The following is a 21,817-nucleotide window of genomic DNA, read 5'->3' on the forward strand; positions in this document are numbered from 1 at the left end:
TCTATCCATTTGCAACTTATACTAGATCTTGAAGTGTTTGATCATTTCAGTCAGCGCTTGTGAAGCATCGTTCAATTCTTCGGCCGACTGAGAAACTGTGGATAGTGCCCGTACTTGCTCTTCAGAAGATGCGCTAACTTCTTCACTCGCTGCTGCAGATTGTTCAGCTACTGCGGCGATACTTTGAATGGATGCTACTACTTCCTCTTTATAGTTGTTTATCATTTCTACTTCACTCGTAATCTGCTCGATTGATCTCACCATATCAGCCATAGTTCCTGAGATATCATTAAATGCTGATTCGGTATCCGTAACGGTCACATTTTGATCGTGAGCGATTTTTTTTGTGTATGCCATCTCGTGTACAGCTCGCTCAGACTCTTCACCAATCCCTGAGATCGTTTTACGTACTTTATCTGCAGCAACAGCCGATTGTTCTGCTAACTTTCGTACTTCATCAGCAACCACCGCAAAACCTCGCCCGCTCTCACCTGCTCTAGCAGCTTCAATACTTGCATTCAACGCTAGTAGATTAGTCTGATTCGAAATCTCTGTAATCGATTGAATCACTTGCTCAATCTCTTCTACTTTAACAGCTAGTCCAGAAATAACAGATTCAATGTTTTTCAGAACTTGGTTACTTTCACCCGTTTTTTCACGCAACACGTCCATTTGTGAGATTCCTTTCTTATTAGCTGCTTCAGCTAATAAAGACAGTCGGGTCATCTCTTCTGCTTGTTCATTTACTTTCTCAATCTGTAGTGATAAGTCCATCGTTCGACGGTTTGTTTCATCGGCATCTTCTGCTTGTGTGGTAGCTCCAGAAGCAATCTCTCTGACTGCTCTTGAAACTTCTTCACTTGCAGCAATCGTTTCTTCTGACACGGCACTCAAATTAGAGGTAGATTCATTAACCGTTACAACAGAATGACTGACAGATGTTATAAGTCCACGCATGTTTTCTACCATAGCGTTAAAATGATGAGTGAGTGTCCCCACTTCGTCTTTAGACTTAGCTTCAACAGATATTGTAAGGTCGCCTTCTGCAACTTTTTGTACTTGTGCTTGTAATCTAGTAATCGGTTTAGAGATACTTTTTGCTAACATATAAGTTACACCTAACGCCACGATTACTGCGACAGATGTAAAGATAAGTATCATGTTTAAAAGCTCTTCAGCATCTTTTAGCAACTCTTTTTGATCGTAGACAAAACCGAGCTTCCAGTTCGTGCCGTCTATCGTCGTGTAATAGAGTTCTCGGTCTTTACTTTGATAAGTATAGGAAACGTTTCCTTTTTCATTTTTGTATATCTCTTTAATAAATGTCTCTTTACTTAAGTTTTTACCTTGTTGTGTCGGATGAACGAGTGCCATACCTTTCGGATCAAAAAGCACTGGATATCCTTTATAGCTGACTTTCGTTTTGTTAATCATGCTCGTTAATCCACCAAGATTTAAGTCAAGACCAACTACACCAAGAACCTCATCTGTTGCAGGGTCTAACACCGGTTTTGTAACCGTTACAACATATTCACCTGAACTAGCATCTTCGTACGGTTCTGTCCACATTATTTTCTCTGGTGTTTGTTTAGCCGTTTGATACCAAGGACGTTCCGTTGGATCAAATCCATCTGGCAGCTCAAGTTTAGGAGTCGTTTTGAACTGTTTTGTCTCTGCGCCTATGTATAAGACTGCAACGTTTTTATTAAGATCCAAAAAGTGTTTGAAGTCTTGATCTACTATCGGCCAAACTTCATTCAAACCCTTTGTTTCATTCGTTTTTACTGTTTTTAAATAGTTGATAAGTCTGCTGTCCTGGCTGTATCGATCGATTGTATCTCCATATGATTTCAAATACAGCTCTGTTGAGGCTTTAACTTCGCTTGAAAGACTTGTTGCTTGTTCGTTGCTGTTCCTTACAAGCTGTTGTTTGGTTTGAAAATAAGAAAATAGCGATACAGATAAGAGTGTAATGGCAACTAGAATACTTACAGAAAGCATGATCTTCGTTTGAATTCTTTTAAACATCTGTTTAACCCCCATTTATCATCTAAAACCCCTTACCTACATATCGACATCTAGTTATAAATGATTTAAGAAATAGATCTAAACAGGTACAAAAGAATCATTTTCATATTAAAACTTTTCGAAACAAGTACTTTTTACCTAACAATAGTAATCATTTCATAAAGATAGCCACAAAAAAAAACCGCACAAGGCGGCTTTCTAAGCTTCTTTTCTAGCAAGGACTTTTTCAGATGCTCTCTCTTGAGCGATTTTTCTTTTCTTCAGTGTACCTAATCCTAGTACAAGAAGTACCACAAGAACTTCAAATCCATATTTCACAAATCCATTTTCGAAATAAGGAGCCATGAATTTTTCTCCGACGATCATCTTAGAAGCCGTCCAAGCAAGGACACCGGCTCCAATAGTGATGATGAATGGGTATTTATCAATAACCTTTAGGAACAATGTACTTCCCCAAACAACAATAGGGACTGAGATTAATAATCCGATTACTACCAGTAAGAAATCGCCATGTGCTGCACCTGCAACGGCAAGAACGTTATCAAGCCCCATTACCGCATCAGCAATAATAATTGTCCGAATAGCTGCCCAGAAACTATTTTGAGCTTCAATTTCATGATCTTTTTCTTCGATCATAAGCTTATAAGCGATAACGACAAGAATTAATCCACCTGCAAGCAGCAAGCCTGGAATCTGCAGCAGCCATACAACCGCAAGCGTAGCTGCTGCACGAATCACGATCGCTCCTACTGTTCCCCAGATGATTACTTTCTTCTGATTTTCCTTTGGCAAGTTTCTAGCTGCCAAGCCGATTACAATTGCGTTATCCCCAGCTAATACTAAGTCGATAACAACGATCGCCAATAAGGCCGACCAAAAATCTGGTGTTAAAAAATCCATTCAAAAAATCCTCCCTGTAAAACATCTGTTGTTTTTAAAAAGCAGTTGATTTTTCGTTCCATCCAATCAACTACCAAAGTAGAACAAAGGCATGATAGCAATAATCTTTTAGAAAAGGTGACAAAGATAAAAAAAATGAGTAATTACGAACACGTTATGCCCTGCCAGGCTTATCCATTTCTACATATAATAAGAGCAAAGGGGGTGTTTTTTATGCGTTCATGTTCATGCGGATGTAAAGTTAGATGCCAATCCTGTGTAAACTTTTGTGGTGTTCCTTTATTTTGCCGAGACATTCATCCTTGTTGTTTTCCTTTCATTCAGCCTCAACCTACACCAACAACCTCTCCCTTAATCGTTGTTTGTAGATGCCCTCGTTGCTCAACAAGGCAACGGTAACTTGCTTAGAAATGCAGTTACCTTGTAACTTCACATCACTGATACGATTGAGTGAACGTTTTGTTTCAAAAAAAGCGTTCTTTTTTTTTATTAAGGGAATAATGCAGGATAGATTGATAAGATCCATTTATTGGGGGTGTCCTCGTGCGTTGGTTTATGAAACAGTGGTTTCACCGTTTCTTTCAAGATAAAGTATTTGATCTTTCTGCACAGCTAGCTTATTACTTCCTAGTTTCTCTGTTTCCTTTTGTTTTTCTCATCTTTACGATCCTTAGCTTTTTGCCTATTTCTTCTGCTTATGTCCTATCACTTTTTCAGTCTATCGCACCAGAAGAAGCATATGCTTTATTAGAGTATAATCTAGTGGCGGTATTGGACGAGCATAGAGGAGATGTATTATCTGTTTCATTAATCATCATGATTTGGTTAGCGACAATCGGTACGCACGCAATCATCCGGGTTTTCAACCAAGCTTACCAGGTCGAAGAAAGCCGACCTTTTATAAAAGAACTCATTTTAGGTATGTTCCTTACGTTCGGTCTTGTGATCGCAGTTATAACTGCTCTCCTTTTACCGGTCTTTGGAAGGACCATCGGGATTTACATATTTGAACGAACAGGATTCTCTCATCCCGTCTGGCACATATGGGAAACAGCACGTTATCTTATTGGTTTCTCAGTGCTTCTCTCCATCTTCTCGGCTCTTTACCGTTTTGCTCCAAATGTAAGATTGACGTTTAGAAACGTGTGGCCCGGGGCTATTTTCTCGACAGCAGGCTGGCATCTATTTTCTTATTTATTTTCTTCATACGTTCTTATTTTTGACTACGGACAGATATACGGAAATTTAGGCGCATTATTAACATTAATGGTGTGGTTCTATCTATCTGCGATGATCTTAATCGCTGGCGGACAGTTGAACGCGATACTCGCATTAAAGAGGGAATTAAGAAAATAAGAAGATTTTTGAAAACTTCACTTTCTGTGATTGACATTTTCACATTATCGTAACATCATTGTGTATATATAAAGAATTAACATCTTTTTTTCCGGTCATAATGGATAGTAATGAAAATTACTGACCGGCTAAAATTTCGGAGATCGGGGCTGGAAAATGACTGTAAAAAACTTAATCTTATTACTCATTTTGCTTGCCGGAATCGTCATCTTTGTCTTTTACAGTATACCTCTCCTTCTCGCATTGCTTACTGCTATAATGCTAGAACCAGTAGTAAAATTGTTTATTAGACTATTTAAAGGTAGACGATTATTGGCCGTCACTGCTACTTTTATCTTGTATCTTGCGGGACTAGGTATTTTCTCTTACTGGCTTACAACAACACTTGTTATTCAGGTTATCGAGTTTATTACCGTTCTTCCATCCTATTCTGTTCATCTGTTCGAAGTAGCAGAGAATACGTTTTATGAAATGGAAAACTTTTATGCTAGCTTACCTCCTGAAGTGGTGAGAACGCTTGAAGAGGGATTAGTAGGTTTAAAGGATTATGGCGTTGAAACAGCAAAGAACTTAACTTCGGGTATATTAGGACTGATCACAGCCATACCGGGATTGTTGATCTATTTTATTATCTATGTAGTTGCCGTTTTCTTATTTTCACTGGATCTTCCGCGACTGTATGCTGAGTTTCTTAACCTATTTACAACAGCAGCCCGCGAAAAGGTTGAATTGGTCTTTAGTCAACTGTCTAGAGCAACAGTAGGGTTCTTTAGAGCTCAGATCATCTTAAGTGTTGTTACATACGCATTGGCATTGATCGGACTCATGATTTTAGATGTTGAGTACGCAGTTATTCTCGCTCTTTTGATCGTTATTGTAGATATCCTTCCAATCCTCGGAACAGGATCATTCCTTGTCCCATGGGCGGCTTATTCCTTCTTTATCAATAACAATGATCATCTTGCATTCGGACTGCTGATCATGTTTGGAGTCATCACGATCGTTCGAAGAATTATCGAACCGAAAATACTCGGGTCAAGTCTTGGTATATCTGCACTAGCAGCTCTTGTTTCCTTATATATTGGATTCCAGCTTCTAGGCTTTATCGGATTGATCGTCGGTCCTGCTATCGTCATCATCTATGAAGCTTTGAGAAGTGCAGGGTTTATCAAAATTAAGATCGATTTCTAACGAAAAACGTGTTTCCTGTAATAGGAAACACGTTTTTTTCTATTTATAGGTTAGAAACACCTGCAATGTTGGGAATTATAGAAAATAAGTAAAAAAAATGAGAAATTCATACGAATACTTTATAAGGTGAATAATTATTGGAGGAATATCGATGAGTACTGCTACAAAAGAACGCGATTATTATTTCGACAACGCTAAGTTTATTTTAATTTTTCTCGTCGTGTTCGGGCACTTTATTTCCCCGATAAAAAGTCAAAATGAGTGGCTTTACACGATTTACAACTTTATATATACCTTTCACATGCCTGCATTTATATTAATAGCAGGATTCTTTACAAAAGGTGTGTGGCGTGATGGCTATCTTCCAAAAATATTTAAAAAAGTGCTGATTCCTTATTTGGTATTCCAGTTAATCTACAGCTTTTTCTATTATGACTTATACGGTAAAAGTGAAGTAAAATTAGACTTCTTTTCTCCACACTGGACACTTTGGTTCTTATTAAGTTTGGTTTTCTGGAACATCCTTTTAAAAGTCTTTGTGAAAATGAAATACCCGCTTCTCCTTGCTATTGGTATAGGAGTAGCAGTAGGTTATATTCATGACATTGGTACATTTTTGAGTCTCCTTCGAACATTTGTCTTTTTCCCTGTTTTCTTGCTTGGACATCTGCTTGAAAAGAGAGACTTCAAAAAGATATTACGTCCGAGAGCCAAAATTGTCTCAGCTGCTTTCTTAGTGGTACTGTTTATTACCTATCATTTTATTTTTCCAAACGGTACAAAAGAATGGCTTCTCTCGTCATCTTCCTACTCGGAAATCCTAGGATACAACGATTGGTATGGTGGTATTGTACGTCTTGCTATGTATGGTGTCATGTTTGCGGCAACCTTCAGCTTTTTAGCACTTCTTCCGCGCAGACGAATGTTCTTCACCGAATTTGGAGAACGCACATTATATATCTATCTGTTGCATGGATTTGTGTTGAAATACTTATTTACAACAGATCTGTTCGCGTCTATTGAGGAAAACGGCGCATACTTTATGCTCCTCTTCCTAGCTGTTATTGTAACGCTATTTTTAGCAAGCAAACCCGTAATCGCACTAGCACAGCCGTTTATTGAGTTGCGTTGGTCTAAGCTTAAGAAAATATTAAAACCAAAATCCTCTCAGCCTAGAGAGAGTTAATTCTTATAAGGAAGAAACACCGCAAAGCCGAAATGGCTAGCGGTGTTTTTTCGTTTCAATAAGAATGAAATAAATAGAAAGAGTGCGTAGGTTTTAATAAAATTTTAGGAACCTTGTTTATAATAATGTTGTTTTGCCTCTGCTAACACACGTAACGGAAGCTTGTCCGCTAGTTTAAATGCTTCTTTTTCGTTTAACTCTAATGTCTTGACTAATTTTTCGATCTTTTCTTCAGATGGAATCATTCTTCCTTTTTCAATATCTGCCATGTATTGAGGAGTGATGCTTAATCGTCTTGCAAGCTCTGATTTGCTCAAGCCCTTTTGATTTCTAGACAATTCAATAAACTTTCCGAACTCACTCATTTATTAAACCTCCCTTTCTTCCTGAATAAAACAGCGTGAATTGTAAGATGATGTACGCTGCTAACCGGCTCGTCATGTTGCGGAAATCTAAGGTTGGATCAATTTCCACGATGTCCATCCCTTTAACATAAGGCTCTTTTGCAAGATACTGAATCCCTTCAATTAACGAGTCACTGTCTAATCCACCTGGACCGATCGCAGGACAACCTGGAGCAAAAGCCTGGTCTAAAACATCCATGTCGAGAGAAATATATATGTTATCTGTTGTCTGTTTTAACTGGTCAACTGATTTTTGTAACAAAGAAAGCATTCCGTTTCTTTTTACATCACCCATCGTATGAACCGTTACTCCATGGTCCTTTGCATATTCATGATAAAGTTTCCCATTTGAGAAATCTCGAATACCAATCTGAACAAGTTGATCGCCTGTAATCACTCCATTCTCTATGAGTTGGCGAAACGGCGTACCGTTTGATGGACCACCGTCCTCCGTATTACGGAGATCAAAATGTGCATCGAACTGGATGATGCCAACACGTCCTCTCGTTTCTTGAAAAGCTTTGATCGCTGCAGCAGAAACAGAATGATCGCCACCAAGCGTAATTACACATGCTTCGCTATGCTGAGCTCCAATATCTTTTAAGACCGAATGTATTCTAGATTGTGAAGTAAAGAGATCTGTTACATGCATCTCAATATCCCCAAAATCTGTAATGCTGTGATCCCAAAGATCACTTTCTTCTTCAATGCTATATGTGGAAAACGAATGCATCATCGTACGGACGGTCTGTGGTGTGAGATGTGCACCTGAATGCGAAATAGAAGTCTTCGAGAGAGGAGCACCAGCTATCGCTACCCCTCTCACTTCATCTCCTGACCAAGGCTTCAAAAGTTGACCTGCCTTTTTTATCCCTCTGTCAGTAAAGGGCGCCTCACCCGATTTACGTAGAAAGGGTATAGTTTGCATGAATATCTCCCTTTCCAACTACTAACTTACCGTTCTTCCACACTTTGTTAACGTGGTTCACACCATAGTGATATGGAATATACTTATAGTTTGGTACATCCCACAGAACAAGATCTGCTCTTCTTCCTATTTCTAAACTACCTGCAACATCACCGCGTCCAATCGCATATGCTGCGTTGACCGTTACAGCATTCCAAATTTCTTCTGGTGTCATCTTCAGCTTTAATGCAGCGAGTGTCATAATAAACTGCAGATTTTCTGTAGGTGAACTTCCAGGGTTAAAATCAGTCGAAAGTGCAACTGCTGCGCCGTTTGAGATCATTTCTCGTGCTGGAGCAAAGTGATCTTTTCCTAAATAAAACGTTGTTCCTGGAAGAAGGACTGCGATCGTTTCGGATTCCCCTAGCATACGAACGCCTTCTTTACTCGCTCCAACTAAGTGATCAGCAGAAACCGCTCCAATCTCGCAAGCCATCTCCGTTCCACCGAGAGGATCGATCTCATCCGCATGAATTTTCACACCGAATCCTGCTGTTTTCGCTTTTTGAAGAAAGACTTTAGACTGTTCTACCGTAAACACACCAGTTTCACAGAAAATATCTACAAACTCGGCCAGACCCTCTTTTGAGATTATGCTTAACAAGGAAAGCATCTCTTCTAAAAAGGCATCTGGTCTTCCTTTATAATTTTCAGGAATAGCATGAGCTCCCAAAAAAGTTGAAACAAGATCGATCGGGTGAGTTTCATTCAGCTGTTTTGCTACTCTCAGCTGTTTTAGTTCAGTCTCTTTATCCAATCCGTACCCACTCTTTGCTTCCATAGTCGTAACACCATATGTTAAACACCTGTTTAAATGGAACATTCCCTTTTTATAGAGAGCATCTTCAGCTGTTTCACGTGTTGCTTTGACCGTTGAATGAATTCCTCCGCCTTGAGCTAAAATTTCTAAATAAGGAACTCCTTGTTGTTTCAAAGCGAGTTCATGCTCTCGTGATCCCCCAAACACTAAATGTGTATGAGGGTCCACTAAGCCTGGTGATAACAGTTTGCCTTCTGCCTTAATCGTTTCTTTTGCTTGTAACTGAGCCGCTTCATCGACAGTTCCTATAAACGCAATCACTCCATCTTTTATACCAACAGCTCCGTTATCGATGATGGAGAGTTCATTCATCTGTGTACCTCGAAGCGCAGCTCCATTACTTTTTGGAACAATCACCTGTCCAGCAATAATCAATGTATCTAGCATTCGTCACACCCCTTTTTAGTTCTCGATCATCGGCAGATCTACGCCTTTTTCTTTCGCAGTTTCAATCGCTAGGTCATAACCTGCATCAGCATGCCTTACGATTCCCATTCCAGGATCACTCGTTAGTACACGCTCAAGACGATGAGCAGCTTCTTCTGTTCCATCTGCTACAACGACCATTCCAGCATGAAGAGAATAACCCATCCCAACACCGCCGCCATGGTGCACAGATACCCAGCTTGCACCATTTACCGCATTGATCATCGCGTTTAAAATCGGCCAGTCTGCAATCGCATCACTGCCATCCAACATTCCTTCTGTTTCACGGTTTGGTGAAGCAACTGACCCGCAATCCAAGTGATCACGGCCGATCACGATTGGTGCTGACAATTCGCCGCTAGCTACCATTTCGTTAATAATTTTTCCAAACTTCGCACGTTCACCATACCCTAACCAACAGATGCGGGAAGGAAGACCTTGAAACTGTACTTTGTCTTGAGCCATCTTGATCCATTTGCAGAGGTGCTCGTTATCACTAAACTCTCGTAATATCACTTCATCTGTTTTTCTGATATCTTCTGGATCTCCCGATAACGCTACCCATCTAAAAGGTCCTTTTCCTTCACAGAACAGCGGTCGAATAAACGCTGGAACGAACCCAGGGAAATCGAAAGCGTTTGTAACTCCTTCATCAAGCGCAACTTGTCTGATGTTATTTCCATAATCAAATACAACGGAACCCTTCTTTTGCATCTCAAGCATAGCCTGAACGTGAATCGCCATTGATTGCTTCGATTTTTCGATATATTGCTCAGGATGACGTTTACGAAGTTCTGCCCCATCTTCCATAGAGAAACCTACTGGTAAATACCCATGTAACGGGTCATGTGCAGATGTCTGATCCGTAACAAGATCCGGAATCTCTCCCATCTCAATCATTTTTGGTAAAAGCTCAGCAGCGTTTCCTAAAAGACCGATCGATAGTGGCTCACCTTTTGCCGCGTATTCTTTTGCCATGCTTAATGCTTCGTCTAAACTCGTTGTCATTTTATCTAAGTATCTCGTGTCTAAGCGGCGTTGGATTCTTGTTTCGTCTACATCGATCGCAATCACAACACCATCATTCATCGTTACTGCTAGAGGTTGTGCCCCACCCATACCTCCAAGACCTGCTGTGAGTGTAATCGTTCCTTTTAGTGATCCGTTAAAATGTTTGCGGGCAGCTTCTGCAAACGTCTCGTAAGTACCTTGCAGGATGCCTTGTGTGCCGATATAGATCCAGCTTCCTGCTGTCATCTGGCCGTACATCATCAGCCCTCTTTTTTCAAGATCACGGAATGTATCCCAATTTGCCCATGCAGGAACAAGGTTGGAGTTCGCAAGTAAAACACGTGGAGCATCTCTGTGTGATTTAAATACAGCGACTGGCTTTCCAGATTGCACAAGAAGAGTTTCGTCATTCTCTAAACGCTCTAATGTTTCTATGATCTTATGATAAGAGTCCCAGTTGCGGGCAGCTTTGCCGATACCACCATAAACGACTAGTTCATCAGGATTCTCCGCCACTTCCCCATCTAAGTTGTTCATCAGCATTCGGATAGCCGCTTCTTGAACCCACCCTTTTGCTGATAATTTTGTACCTCTAGCAGCTGATATAGAATGTTTTACGTTTGACATGTAAAAATACCTCCTTTTAATGTGCTAACTTTTGAATTTTTGATCCGATTAAGATGTCATTCCACGATGTATCAAGAATCCATGAAGCAACAGCTTCCATATCTCGGTGGAACATGCGGTCACATTGTATTGTAGGACAAACGATTCTTCCTTGTTCATATACTCTCTTTGTTTTAGGTGCTAATTTTTCTGGACCTCTAAAATCTGCTGCTTGCATCGCACAGATTAACTCGACTGCAAGAACACGCCTTGCATTCGCAATAATTTGAGCCGCATGCCTAGAAGCGATAGTTCCCATACTTACATGATCTTCTTGATTGGCAGAAGAAGGTATTGAATCAACACTTGCAGGATGTGCCAATGTTTTATTTTCTGAAACGAGTGATGCAGCTGCATATTGCATGATCATCGCACCAGACTCAAGCCCTGGATTCGGACTTAAGAAACCTGGCAAGTCACTTAATTGAGGATTGACCATCCGTTCGATCCTTCGTTCAGAAATATTTGCCCATTCTGCTGCTGCAAGTTTTAAGAAATCCATAGCAAAAGCGATAGGCTGACCATGAAAATTCCCGCCTGATATGATTTTGTTTCCTCCATCAAATATCAGTGGGTTATCCGTTGCAGCATTCATTTCGATCTCAAGCTTTTCTTTTACATACCCAAGTACTTGCCACGAGGCACCATGAACTTGAGGGATGCATCTTAAGGAGTAAGCATCCTGGACCCGGATCTCTCCTTGCATCGTTGTAAGCTGGCTGCCTTCTAAATATTCTCTTAAACGCTTTGCAACAGCTACCTGCTCTTGATATCCTCGAGCAAGATGAACATCCTCATCAAACGCATCTGTTATGCCTCGTAAACTTTCTGTGGTAAGCGCTGCAATCGCATCTGCCATGAGTCCGATACGTTCCGCTTCTATATAGGCAGCAATTCCTTGTGCTGTCATGGCTTGCGTTCCATTGATCAAGGCAAGCCCCTCTTTCGCGGTCAATACGACAGGTTCAATGCCCGCTCTCTTTAAAGCTTCTTGGCCAGGAATACGTTCTCCTTTGTAATACGCTTCTCCCTCACCTACTAACACAAGTGCTAGGTGAGAAAGCGGAGCAAGATCTCCACTCGCGCCAAGTGATCCTTGTTGAGGAACAACAGGATGCACATTCTTTTCGACTAACTCTAGCAACCTTTCGATTACGACTGGGCGAATTCCAGATAACCCTTTTAGAAGTGCATTGGCACGCAAGATCAGCATCAAGCGGGAGATCGTCTCTGGGAAAGGATCTCCTATGCCGCACGCATGACTGCGGATCAGATTGATCTGAAGCGTTTCTACATCGTCTCTAGAAATAAAAACATCGCTGAATTTTCCGAAGCCCGTAGTGATTCCGTATACGACTTTACCTGCAGCTACGATCTCCTCAACCGCTTTCCGACTATCTGCTACTTTCTTCATGCTAAGCGGGCAAGCTTTTACTGGTTCGTTATCGTGCAGAATCCGCTTGAGCTCTTCAATGGAAAGCGTATTACCTGTTAATGTAATCATCTTCATCCCTCTTTTATTAAGGTTCTTTTCTTTATTATTCTTCTTCGTTAAAAGTGCAAAGTGCGTGTTTTTTTTACAACTGCGAAAATTGTGCCTTAGAAAACTTCATTGAGCAGTTGATTGGAGTGTAAGATGCGAGACTCCTGTGGGACAGGTGGGCAGGTGAGACACTTAAGAGTAAAACGTCCGAATGTGGCTCACCGCCTGCCCCACGGAAAGCGAGTATCTGGAACGGAAGTCAACCACTTTCAAAAGCAACAAGTACTGCTTTAATAAAGACTTACATCACATACAAAAAGAGCGCACCCGAAAGAAAACTCTTTCGAATACGCCCCCTCATCACTAGTTACTATGGGCACTATTTAAATATGATTGATTCCTAGACCGATCGCCTCATGCTCTAATCCTTTTACAGGAGCACCAATCGTTCCATAGAGAGCGACTGCGATCCAGTCCCCTTCTTCTTTCTTCTCATACGGATTACCTCGGACAACAATGAATCGTAAACCTACAGTCCTAAGAACGGTTCCAAGCTGAACCTGTCCCCTTGTCACCCCATGAAAAGCTTCCATGATGGCATGATATAACGAATGTGTTTCACGATAAATCCCAGTTTGAATTATATTTTCACTTTTGGCCGCTGTTTCAATGGCAGCTACTACCTTTTGTGAATCCATTGAACCGGCTTTGCCTACGCAATACTTCCAGCCCAATTTCTCGATTTCAGGCAGATAACTTTCATCTAATACCCCTAACATGGCCATCTTTCCGATCAAACGTTCATTTGATAATGCCATTGCATGAATCACTCTTTCTCTAACGGCTAATAACTATCTCTAGTGTATGCGTTTACAATTTGTCCGTCAATTCCCTTTCAACAACTTATCACAGCAGTTTAGTAAAGAAAATGACACGTATAATCTATCAAACTAGCGGTAAGAATGATAGTAAGAAATATAACGGAATGAGGGTTGTTACATGTTAAACGTACAAAAAGAAATTGCACTTGCTTCAATGTCACGCACACCACAGTTCGAGGAAGATGTGAATGACTTTTTTATCGCTTATGACAAAGGACATAATCCGTTACTTCTCTTACCTACTACAAAAGGTTTTCTTCCTGAAGGACAGGTATACGCGATCGCATTTATTAAAAAAGAAAACAATTCATATCAATTTACCCTTTCAGATAAAATTATGCCTTTTTCGATGGATGAGGCCACGCTCATTCATGATCAGCTCGGTTTCTTCTTCGGTCCTGATAATAATATGCTTTCTTCCTTTTTTAAAGGTGATACGTATGGTGCATATGTAGTCTGGACAAAGCATATGGTCACACAATTGATCAACGAGACTCTGCAGAATTGGCACAACACATCCGATGATTCACAGCGCGAAAAGCATAAAACGCGTCTAACTATGCTTCTTCAAGCTTAAATCTGTAACTTAAAACCAACTATTTTCAAAAGCAACACTGAATACGAAAAATACAAAAAACTGACTGCTAGTTCCTTTATGTATTGAACAGATGAAGGAAGTTAACAGTCAGTTTTTTTACTTAAATGGATCATGTAGTAGATGAAGCCTGTTCTTCATTATTTTTCTTAAAGTGTTTTTTAATGTAAGTCATTATAAATAGAAGTGGAATATAACTGATGGCTAAATAAAATCCGATCTTGTTCGTGTAGTTGTTTAACATGTTAATCTTAAGACGCGTGTCCAAATAGTAGCAAGCTGCTAATACTAAGACTAGCATAACGATGAGTGTGATATGATGACGAATGTTCAGCATCAACTTGGCTACCCGGCTCGAACACCAAATCGCCAGTGCAATATTAGGCAGAATCACTAAACACCATATGGAGACAAATACGAAATCAAAGCGTTCTACAAAGGAAACTTGAACGATTTTCACCATAGATAGTGTTGCCCAAATATTTCTAGATAGTTGCTCCTCGCTAAAGAAGGCAAACGAAAACAAAGTGACTAGCAAGTACATCATAAATGTAAAAAGATTAGCATGATGGGCAAACTTTTGAGAACGCTTTGCATTTTTGATAAACGGATAAAAAACAAGAAGTGTTTCAAAACCAAGATAGCTCAACATCATATTTTTCGTAGCTGACATGTAATCCTTGATACTTTCATCAAATACAGGCAGAAGATTTGAAAAATGAGTAAATTCCAGTGGATACACTAATAAAACAATCAATCCTAATGGAATAACCACCCCTAAAAAGCAGATTCCCGCCACCGTTCTAAAACCGGAAGAAACGACGTAGTACGTTAATACAAGGAACACTGCAGCGATCTTCCATGTACTTAATGTAGGAAACATCCATACTTGTATGACTTCAATATACGTTCTTAGTACAGTAATCGACCAAAGCAGAAAATAGAGAAGCAAAAATAGGTTGAATAGATTGCCTAGAAAACCACCAAACAACGTTTTATGTGTGGTCACAATATCTCCATCGCCATTATCAAGTACGTAATAGATCATCCAGATTAAAATATGTACAAAAACAGCAGCGATTATAACGGAAATCCAAGAATCATAACCTGCGTATTTAGCAATGATCCGCTGATACCCAAGAACCCCTACCCCTACTTGTTCAGAATGAACGAGGAAAAAGACAAGAAATGGAGAAACGAGAAAAGCTTCTTTAATTTTTTGCATAACGGTCTCTCTTCCTCTCTCTTTAAAGTAGCAATGAAATCTTGTTTAGCTTTCCCAAGAGGAAGTCAATTAACCCATAAATAACCAAAAAAGCTAATGCAGAATGAAGGAAATTCCTTCATCGCATTAGCCTCTTTTTTACCCAGTGAACACTTCACCATCTGGATATCTAATATTATCTTTTGTTTGTTTAGCAAGACTGAACGCCAGTGTTAACGGTCCTAATTTACCGAAAACCATTACCACACAGATTACAATTTTCCCGATGACTGTTAGATCTGGGGTCAGACCCATACTTAATCCAACTGTTCCAAAGGCAGACACAACTTCAAACACGATCACCATGAATGAAGTATCTTTCTGAACATATGTGATAATAAATAATGCGGCAAAAATGAACAGGATAGATATGGTTGTGATCGCAAGAGCCCTGTATACCACTGCATTTCGAATGGTTCTTTTCATAAGCACTGTATCATCTTTACCTTTTAAGAATGCTGCAACCGTAAAGATAATGACGACAAACGTTGTCAGCTTGATTCCTCCACCAGTTGAAGTACTCCCCGCTCCAACAAACATCAGTAGAATCATCAATAGAGATGTATCTGGATTGATCGCCGTCATATCAATCGAGTTAAATCCTGCTGTTCTTGGTGAAATCCCTTGGAAGTAAGAAGCCCAAAATTGTTCCGCCCCTGAAAGCATTCCAATCGTCTTAGGATTGTTGAACTCAAAAAGATAGAAAAACAAGATCGCAACAACATTGATTATCAATGTTGATAGCAACATCACTTTAGAATGCAGTGAGAGTGTTTTCCACCGGCGGCTTACCCATATATCGACTAATACTGTAAACCCTATTCCACCCGTTATAATGAGAAACGAAATGACAAGGTTCATCATCGGATCTCCTACATAACCCATCAAACCATCAGACCAGAGGGAGAAACCAGCATTATTATAAGCCGATATGACGTGGAATATGCTGTAATAAATCCCTTTGCTCACACCTAAATCCGGCACAAGTCTTAATGATAACAAGAAAATGGCAATGATCTGAATACCGATTGAAAATATAAAGAGATTCCGAACTAATCGAATTACTCCGCCAATAGAAGGCTGGTTTAGTGCTTCTTGCATCAATACACGTTGTTTGATAGAAATTTTTCTTCCCATCATAATAACGACGAGTGACGCAAATGACATGACCCCAAGTCCTCCGATTTGGATTAAAAACAAGATAACGATCTCACCAAACAAGGTAAACGTAGAGCCAGGATCAACTGTAGCTAAGCCTGTTACTGTTGCTGCTGAAGTAGCAATAAAAAATGCATCTACCCAAGATAACGTTTCTTCATGAGCAACAGGGAGCTTTAACAAACACATGCCAACAAAAATGAGAAATAAAAATAGCAACGCTAAAAACTGAGGAGGGTTCAATTTAATTGGGTTATGCAAAAAACGTTTATGCTTTCTGACATGTAGTGCCAAGGCTTACACTTCCTCATCCTCAAATCGGTTTAGATCTTCGTTCCGACCGATCACGACAAGTATATCTCCATATTGAAGAGATACATCAGCGATCGGTGAAACGAGAATCTCATCTCCACGTTTGATAGCCACGATATTACATCCATAGCGTGCACGAACATCAAGATCTGTTAAGGTCCGGTTTACGAGCTTATCTGTTACACCTATTTCTACAATACTGTGTTCATGTGATAGCTCGATAAAATCTATAATCTTTTCAGAAGAAATAAGTTGGGCAACGCGCAGCGCCATATCACGTTCTGGATGGATAATACGGTCTGCTCCTAGCTTTTCCAACACTTTATGATGATAGTCATTTTGTGCTTTAACCCAAACTTTTTGAACGCCTGCTTCTTTTAGAAGTAAAGTGGTTAGAATGCTCGCTTGAATGTCTTCTCCGATCGATACGATGACTTGAGTAAAATTACGAATTCCTAACGACTTCATCACGTTCTCATCAGTAGAGTTTGCTTGAACAGCTTGAGTCGCTATGGTAGCAAACTCATTTACTCTTTCCATATCTTTATCTATAGCTAAAACATCATAGCCCATCGTGGCAAATTCTCGACAGATGCTGCCACCAAAACGTCCTAGCCCAATAACTGCAAATTGTTTTTTCATTATGGTCTCCCCTTAAAATCCATGAAGTTTTTACTTCGTTGTTTTCTAGCCTTGCTGGTTAAGAGGCTTACAAATTTAAGTAAAAAAACGCAAAAAAAGACCACACAAAAAAGCGGGTCCGGTTTTCCACCAAATTGACCTCTCCAGTGACATGACGCTTACGGGGTTAGCTGTCGGATTAGGGAATGGAGTATCCCTTTTTGCAAATAGAGCAAAATTCACCCCAAAAGATTGGTTCCCCCGTTTTACAGTAGTTTAACTATAAAAATAACTGTAAATTCAGCGATCTAAAGCCTGCTAAATTTCGAATTACATATACTGTAATCCTCTCTCTTTTAAATGTCAATCCATTTTTTACGTGTTAACAAATACTTTACATTTTGCCTGAAAATTGAAGGATTAATACAACGATTCCAATCAACCACACATAAATAGCAAATCCTTTTAACGTGCCGGTTTGAAGAAGTTTAATCATCCACTTTACTGCCACATATCCAAACAGAGCTGACGCTAAAGTACCGATTAATAATGCTGAATAAGAGATCGGCGGATGTGCCCCAGTAAATAGATCTTTTGATTGTAAGACAACACCACCCGCAATAGATGGAATAGATAGTAGGAATGAAAAATAAGCAGCAGCTTTTTTATCGATCTTACAAAAGAGAGCTGCTGCAATCGTTAGACCTGATCGTGAAATAGCTGGAAGAATCGCTGCTCCTTGAAACGTTCCGATCACAAGTGCATCTCGTATTGAAATATCCTCTATTCCTTTGTATCCATTGCGTTTATATGAATCAGCCCACCAAAGCAAAAAACCTGTAATGAGAAACTCCCATCCAACAGTGATTCCCGTTTTTGAGATATCTTCAAAAAAATCTTTAAATGCTAGTCCTATAATAGCGGTTGGAATCGTTCCAGCGATAAGCAGAACTCCCGTTTTGCTGAAGGGTCTTTTTATGACTTCCAGAATTTCTCTCCAATACACCGTCATCACGGCAATAAGTGTTCCAATGTGAAGCATGCTATCAAGAAACAATCCGGCTTCTTCTAGCTGAAACACTTGCCTGCCAAGCAACAGATGACCAGTAGAACTTACAGGTAAAAATTCTGTTACTCCTTGCACAATGCCCAATATTAATGCCTCAAGCCACTCCATAAAAAATCCCCCTCACCTAACACGGTCTCGTACAACCTATTCCTGAGGGGGATTTTCTATTCTTGTTTTTTTATTGCGTTATAGCCATATCAGGCAACCAGCTGAGATTAGAGAACACCAGAGAACAGACGAGCAAACGATTCTTTTGTCCGTTCCCACAAACCTCTTTTGTAAAATTCAACAGGCTTCACTTTTACAGATTCCACCATATCTTCTTCGTATTGCACTACAAGATCATGAACAGATGCTGTATTCAGTAAGAACACGTTCACTTCAAAGTTAAGGTGAAAACTTCTCATGTCCATATTGGCAGTACCGATCGAAGCAGTATCACCATCGATAATGATTACCTTTTGATGGAGGAATCCTTTTTTGTAGGAATAGATCTCTATTCCTGCACGCAAAAGCTCTGGAAAATAGGAGCGCGTCGCATATTGCGTCAAGAATCCATCGTTGATCTCAGGAACCAGTAATCGAACCTGTACTCCTTTTTTTGCTGCCACTCTCAATGCCGTTCTAATCGCTTCATTTGGAACAAAATATGGCGTTGCGATCCAGATGGATTTCTCTGCACATGAGATCAAAGAATAGAATAGATCACTCATGATCCCAAGCTGGGTGTCCGGACCACTTGCTACAACATGAACGGTTCCGTCTCCTTCAGCAGGGTATGCGGTTGTAAGGTGATTATCTTCTAATAGATCTTCTCCACAAACATATTCCCAATCCATTAAGAAGATCGCATGAAGAACTTGAACAGCTTCTCCTTCCATAACCATATGTGTATCGCGCCAGAAACCAATTTCAGGATCTTCTCCTAAATATTCGACGCCTACATTCAAGCCTCCAACAAATCCAACCTTTCCATCGATTATTATAATCTTCCGATGGTTTCTGAAATTAAGTTTCTGATTAAAAAAGCCATATCGAACAGGTAGGAATGCTTCCACTAAGATTCCTGCTTTTTTCATTCTGTCGATGTCATATTGCTGAAGAGAAAGACTTCCTATTCCATCAAACAAAAATCTAACTTTTACACCTTCATTGGCTTTTTTTATTAAAAGGTCAATAATGTCTTTGCCAAGGCGATCTGAACGAAAGATATAATACTGAATATGTATATACTCCTTGGCTTCTTCTAGTCTCGCAAAGATTTCAGGAAACGTCTCTTGGCCATTCTTTAAAATTTTTGAACTTGTTTTTCTGTTTAATCGCGTTAGGGTAATGTGGTGAGCGTGTGTTGCAAAACACTGCTGATGCCTTTTCAAATCACTAAAGTCTGGTTTTTCTTCTTGTTTAGCTACTCGGATCCATTCGTCCCTGTCTTTTTTTCTTTTAGATTTAAATAGATGACCTTTTAGATAAAGCTGACCCGAGTACAGATAGAACATATAACCGATAAACGGAAACAGAATCAATACATAAATCCATAGAAGTGTATGTTGAGCTGTTCTGTTCTCAAGCATAAGCGAATAAATCGTATAAAGAATCACTGCGATGTAAAGGAGCCCAAAAACCGTTTTGATTACTACATATCCTTCTGCAAAGAAAACGATGTATAAACAGACAAGTAATAATAGTGTGAGGAAGAATTCCCATATTCGTTTCATGCACGTGCTCCTTTTTACCAATCTTCTCTTTTCTCTCTTTTATTCCCTTCCCCTTATAAATAAAACAAAGGGATTCTCTCTTTTTATACCATTTTTTTATAGGGTTTGCAGATTTGACGACTGTTATGAAATTAAGTATTGTTTTAATCATTCGAAACGGTTTTTTTGTACGCATTGGATTGTTATACAGACGCTTCAGAAATTTACGGGGCCAATCGGTGGTGAATTTTGAATTGGACAGATTATGTGACCAATCCGACAGATTAATCTTCAAATCGGACAGATTCACTAGTCAATTGGACAAATTATCGTCATTAACAGGAAAACGGCGCCCATGCACAGACTCCTCTATGGCACTTACTGTCGACTTTTACGAAAATACTGTCCACTTTTTGAGTTTTACTGTCCACTTTCGCTAATTTACTGTCCACTTTTGTAGATTTACTGTCCACTCTCCTATTTTTACTATCCACATTAATTTTAAGCAAAATTAGAAACATATAAAAAAGCTCCAGAGGTTATCACCACCTCTAGAGCCTTTCAACATTATTCAGCTTTCGCTCCATTTTCTTTCCAATAGTATTCAGCAACTGCTTCAGCAACTGCTTCAGCACTTCTGTACAACTCATCCATGTTGTTATCCACTCCGCCAAACTCAATGAGCAGAGCATGATCAGAAAGGTCTTGATTATAAACCCCATTTCCCTGAGTTTTATTTTTTCCGATGACCCCGCGGCTTAAACCAGGGTATTTTTTATCTAAGATCGCGTTGATCTCTTGCGCTGCTTTTTGGTTATTCTCAAAATTAGGATTCGCTTTACCGATAACGAATAACGTACGTGCGTATGACTTCCCATTGATTTCTGTTGTTGTAGACTTTCCTCTCATTGAATCTCGATGCAGATCAAAGATTAAATCAATATCTTTGTTGCTCGCCATCGCACTTTGAACCAGTGTTCGTGACATCGGATAGCTCTTTCTATAGTCTGTGTTATTCTTCCTCAAAAGCTCCGTCATGTTTGTCATATCGACGGATGTTCCAATTCCTCTCGCCTCTAATTCCTCACCGAGTTTTTTCCCTACCATTGTGATGTTTACTTTAGAATGAATAGCATGATCGGGATTCGTAACTCCTTTTAAGTGAGGCAGAAATGATTCCCAACTGTGCGAATGATAGATATATGCGATTTTCTTTCCACTCGTTGTTTGACCTGGCGGATTCTCTGAATCAGAAGGATCCGGATCTTCCAAACGTTCGATATCTTGAACTTCTGCATCTTCTCCACTTAAGAGGAGTTCCATCGGCGGCGGAGATTCGTAAGCAAGGTTTGTGTAATCTGTTCCTTCTCCAGCAACAATGATCGTTGAATCATAGAGCGCAAAACCTGGAAGTTCGTTTCCTAATAGACTCCGGATATCACCAGGCTTTATGCTTGTAGTCAATTCGAACAAAACACTCGATAAAGCCGGCGGTTCACTTTCTTTTGGAAGCTCCTGCGTAAAATATCGATTTTCCCAACCTATGAAATACACAAGTGCTTCACCTGAAAATTCCGTTAACCACTTATGCATGGTTGATGAACTTAGCCGATATTTGTGCTCAAAGGATGTGATAAAGCTAGTGGCTACAACAATAAATAGCATGGCGCCTGCAAGTAATAAAGGTAAACGCTTCATATTCAATTGCGGGGTAAACATGTATAGCCCTCCACTTCTGTTGACGTTTCTATCACATCCTATGCAGTGAAGAATTTAAATAGA

At 39.8% G+C, this 21,817-nt stretch carries 18 protein-coding genes and 1 riboswitch; of the genes, 4 read left to right on the top strand and 14 right to left on the bottom strand.

The window, feature by feature from the left end:
- Positions 1–21 precede the first annotated feature (21 nt).
- Positions 22–2,028, bottom strand: a complete 2,007-nt coding sequence (locus FS458_RS16445; protein WP_186320590.1) for a methyl-accepting chemotaxis protein — start codon at positions 2,026–2,028, stop codon at positions 22–24.
- A gap of 198 nt (positions 2,029–2,226) precedes the next feature.
- Positions 2,227–2,928, bottom strand: a complete 702-nt coding sequence (locus tag FS458_RS16450) for a TerC family protein (protein ID WP_144702668.1) — start codon at positions 2,926–2,928, stop codon at positions 2,227–2,229.
- 543 nt (positions 2,929–3,471) lie between these two features.
- Between FS458_RS16450 and FS458_RS16455 the strand changes: the two genes are divergently transcribed.
- The 3 genes from FS458_RS16455 to FS458_RS16465 all read left to right on the top strand — a co-directional run bounded on the left by FS458_RS16455 (position 3,472) and on the right by FS458_RS16465 (position 6,661).
- Entirely contained in the window at positions 3,472–4,284 is an 813-nt protein-coding gene (locus FS458_RS16455; RefSeq protein ID WP_144702671.1) for a YihY/virulence factor BrkB family protein, read from the top strand.
- A gap of 156 nt (positions 4,285–4,440) precedes the next feature.
- On the top strand, positions 4,441–5,475 hold the full coding sequence (gene ytvI / locus FS458_RS16460) for a sporulation integral membrane protein YtvI (RefSeq protein WP_066391559.1): 1,035 nt from the start codon (positions 4,441–4,443) through the stop codon (positions 5,473–5,475).
- A gap of 151 nt (positions 5,476–5,626) precedes the next feature.
- On the top strand, positions 5,627–6,661 hold the full coding sequence (locus tag FS458_RS16465; RefSeq protein WP_144702674.1) for an acyltransferase family protein: 1,035 nt from the start codon (positions 5,627–5,629) through the stop codon (positions 6,659–6,661).
- A gap of 104 nt (positions 6,662–6,765) precedes the next feature.
- Here FS458_RS16465 and FS458_RS16470 read toward each other — a convergent pair whose 3' ends face one another.
- From FS458_RS16470 to hutP, 6 genes are all read right to left on the bottom strand, one after another.
- Positions 6,766–7,026 carry a helix-turn-helix domain-containing protein gene (locus FS458_RS16470; protein WP_066391554.1) on the bottom strand — a complete coding sequence of 87 codons (261 nt, stop codon included), beginning with the start codon at positions 7,024–7,026 and terminating at the stop codon, positions 6,766–6,768.
- The gene (gene hutG / locus FS458_RS16475; RefSeq protein ID WP_144702677.1) at positions 7,019–7,993 is read right to left on the bottom strand and encodes a formimidoylglutamase; all 975 of its coding nucleotides are present in this window, start codon (positions 7,991–7,993) and stop codon (positions 7,019–7,021) included. Before hutG ends, FS458_RS16470 begins: the two co-directional genes overlap by 8 nt.
- The gene (gene hutI / locus FS458_RS16480) at positions 7,968–9,239 is read right to left on the bottom strand and encodes an imidazolonepropionase (protein WP_144702680.1); all 1,272 of its coding nucleotides are present in this window, start codon (positions 9,237–9,239) and stop codon (positions 7,968–7,970) included. The genes hutG and hutI overlap by 26 nt, the downstream gene beginning before the upstream one ends.
- Before the next feature lie 15 nt (positions 9,240–9,254).
- Positions 9,255–10,916 carry a urocanate hydratase gene (gene hutU / locus FS458_RS16485; protein ID WP_144702683.1) on the bottom strand — a complete coding sequence of 554 codons (1,662 nt, stop codon included), beginning with the start codon at positions 10,914–10,916 and terminating at the stop codon, positions 9,255–9,257.
- A gap of 16 nt (positions 10,917–10,932) precedes the next feature.
- Positions 10,933–12,459: a histidine ammonia-lyase gene (hutH, locus tag FS458_RS16490; protein ID WP_144702686.1), complete on the bottom strand. Its 1,527-nt coding sequence runs from the start codon at positions 12,457–12,459 to the stop codon at positions 10,933–10,935.
- 362 nt (positions 12,460–12,821) lie between these two features.
- A complete protein-coding gene (gene hutP, locus FS458_RS16495) occupies positions 12,822–13,256 on the bottom strand; it encodes a hut operon transcriptional regulator HutP (protein ID WP_066391539.1) in 435 nt (144 codons plus the stop codon).
- A gap of 181 nt (positions 13,257–13,437) precedes the next feature.
- On the opposite strand from hutP, the gene FS458_RS16500 reads away from it, so the two are divergent.
- Positions 13,438–13,896 carry a hypothetical protein gene (locus FS458_RS16500; protein WP_144702689.1) on the top strand — a complete coding sequence of 153 codons (459 nt, stop codon included), beginning with the start codon at positions 13,438–13,440 and terminating at the stop codon, positions 13,894–13,896.
- 130 nt (positions 13,897–14,026) lie between these two features.
- On the opposite strand, the gene FS458_RS16505 is transcribed toward FS458_RS16500, so the two are convergent.
- The 6 genes from FS458_RS16505 to spoIIP all read right to left on the bottom strand — a co-directional run bounded on the left by FS458_RS16505 (position 14,027) and on the right by spoIIP (position 21,754).
- Positions 14,027–15,139 carry a GerAB/ArcD/ProY family transporter gene (locus FS458_RS16505; RefSeq protein WP_144702692.1) on the bottom strand — a complete coding sequence of 371 codons (1,113 nt, stop codon included), beginning with the start codon at positions 15,137–15,139 and terminating at the stop codon, positions 14,027–14,029.
- A gap of 138 nt (positions 15,140–15,277) precedes the next feature.
- Positions 15,278–16,630: a TrkH family potassium uptake protein gene (locus FS458_RS16510; protein ID WP_260858714.1), complete on the bottom strand. Its 1,353-nt coding sequence runs from the start codon at positions 16,628–16,630 to the stop codon at positions 15,278–15,280.
- 3 nt (positions 16,631–16,633) lie between these two features.
- Positions 16,634–17,290, bottom strand: coding sequence for a potassium channel family protein (locus FS458_RS16515; protein ID WP_144702694.1), 657 nt, complete (start codon positions 17,288–17,290; stop codon positions 16,634–16,636).
- A 139-nt stretch (positions 17,291–17,429) separates the two neighbouring features.
- Positions 17,430–17,585: riboswitch (cyclic di-AMP (ydaO/yuaA leader) on the bottom strand.
- A 78-nt stretch (positions 17,586–17,663) separates the two neighbouring features.
- Complete coding sequence (locus FS458_RS16520) at positions 17,664–18,446, bottom strand: undecaprenyl-diphosphate phosphatase (RefSeq protein WP_144702697.1); 783 nt, start codon at positions 18,444–18,446, stop codon at positions 17,664–17,666.
- A 107-nt stretch (positions 18,447–18,553) separates the two neighbouring features.
- Positions 18,554–20,056, bottom strand: a complete 1,503-nt coding sequence (gene cls, locus FS458_RS16525; RefSeq protein ID WP_144702700.1) for a cardiolipin synthase — start codon at positions 20,054–20,056, stop codon at positions 18,554–18,556.
- Between the two features lie 546 nt (positions 20,057–20,602).
- Positions 20,603–21,754 carry a stage II sporulation protein P gene (gene spoIIP / locus FS458_RS16530; RefSeq protein ID WP_144702703.1) on the bottom strand — a complete coding sequence of 384 codons (1,152 nt, stop codon included), beginning with the start codon at positions 21,752–21,754 and terminating at the stop codon, positions 20,603–20,605.
- Between the last annotated feature and the right edge of the window lie 63 nt (positions 21,755–21,817).

The organism is Fictibacillus phosphorivorans (assembly GCF_007673525.1).
In the GTDB taxonomy this organism is placed as follows: Bacteria; Bacillota; Bacilli; order Bacillales; family Fictibacillaceae; genus Fictibacillus; species Fictibacillus phosphorivorans_C.

Bases quoted from the DNA above. Each gene is read 5' to 3' on its own strand.
- FS458_RS16450 (WP_144702668.1), bottom strand. From the start codon at position 2,928: ATGGATTTTTTAACACCAGATTTTTGGTCGGCCTTATTGGCGATCGTT.
- hutP (WP_066391539.1), bottom strand. From the start codon at position 13,256: ATGGCATTATCAAATGAACGTTTGATCGGAAAGATGGCCATGTTAGGG.
- hutI (WP_144702680.1), bottom strand. From the start codon at position 9,239: ATGCTAGATACATTGATTATTGCTGGACAGGTGATTGTTCCAAAAAGT.
- hutH (WP_144702686.1), bottom strand. From the start codon at position 12,459: ATGATTACATTAACAGGTAATACGCTTTCCATTGAAGAGCTCAAGCGG.
- spoIIP (WP_144702703.1), bottom strand. From the start codon at position 21,754: ATGTTTACCCCGCAATTGAATATGAAGCGTTTACCTTTATTACTTGCA.
- FS458_RS16465 (WP_144702674.1), top strand. From the start codon at position 5,627: ATGAGTACTGCTACAAAAGAACGCGATTATTATTTCGACAACGCTAAG.
- ytvI (WP_066391559.1), top strand. From the start codon at position 4,441: ATGACTGTAAAAAACTTAATCTTATTACTCATTTTGCTTGCCGGAATC.
- FS458_RS16505 (WP_144702692.1), bottom strand. From the start codon at position 15,139: ATGCAAAAAATTAAAGAAGCTTTTCTCGTTTCTCCATTTCTTGTCTTT.
- hutU (WP_144702683.1), bottom strand. From the start codon at position 10,916: ATGTCAAACGTAAAACATTCTATATCAGCTGCTAGAGGTACAAAATTA.
- FS458_RS16445 (WP_186320590.1), bottom strand. From the start codon at position 2,028: ATGTTTAAAAGAATTCAAACGAAGATCATGCTTTCTGTAAGTATTCTA.
- FS458_RS16515 (WP_144702694.1), bottom strand. From the start codon at position 17,290: ATGAAAAAACAATTTGCAGTTATTGGGCTAGGACGTTTTGGTGGCAGC.
- hutG (WP_144702677.1), bottom strand. From the start codon at position 7,993: ATGCAAACTATACCCTTTCTACGTAAATCGGGTGAGGCGCCCTTTACT.
- FS458_RS16500 (WP_144702689.1), top strand. From the start codon at position 13,438: ATGTTAAACGTACAAAAAGAAATTGCACTTGCTTCAATGTCACGCACA.
- FS458_RS16470 (WP_066391554.1), bottom strand. From the start codon at position 7,026: ATGAGTGAGTTCGGAAAGTTTATTGAATTGTCTAGAAATCAAAAGGGC.
- cls (WP_144702700.1), bottom strand. From the start codon at position 20,056: ATGAAACGAATATGGGAATTCTTCCTCACACTATTATTACTTGTCTGT.
- FS458_RS16520 (WP_144702697.1), bottom strand. From the start codon at position 18,446: ATGGAGTGGCTTGAGGCATTAATATTGGGCATTGTGCAAGGAGTAACA.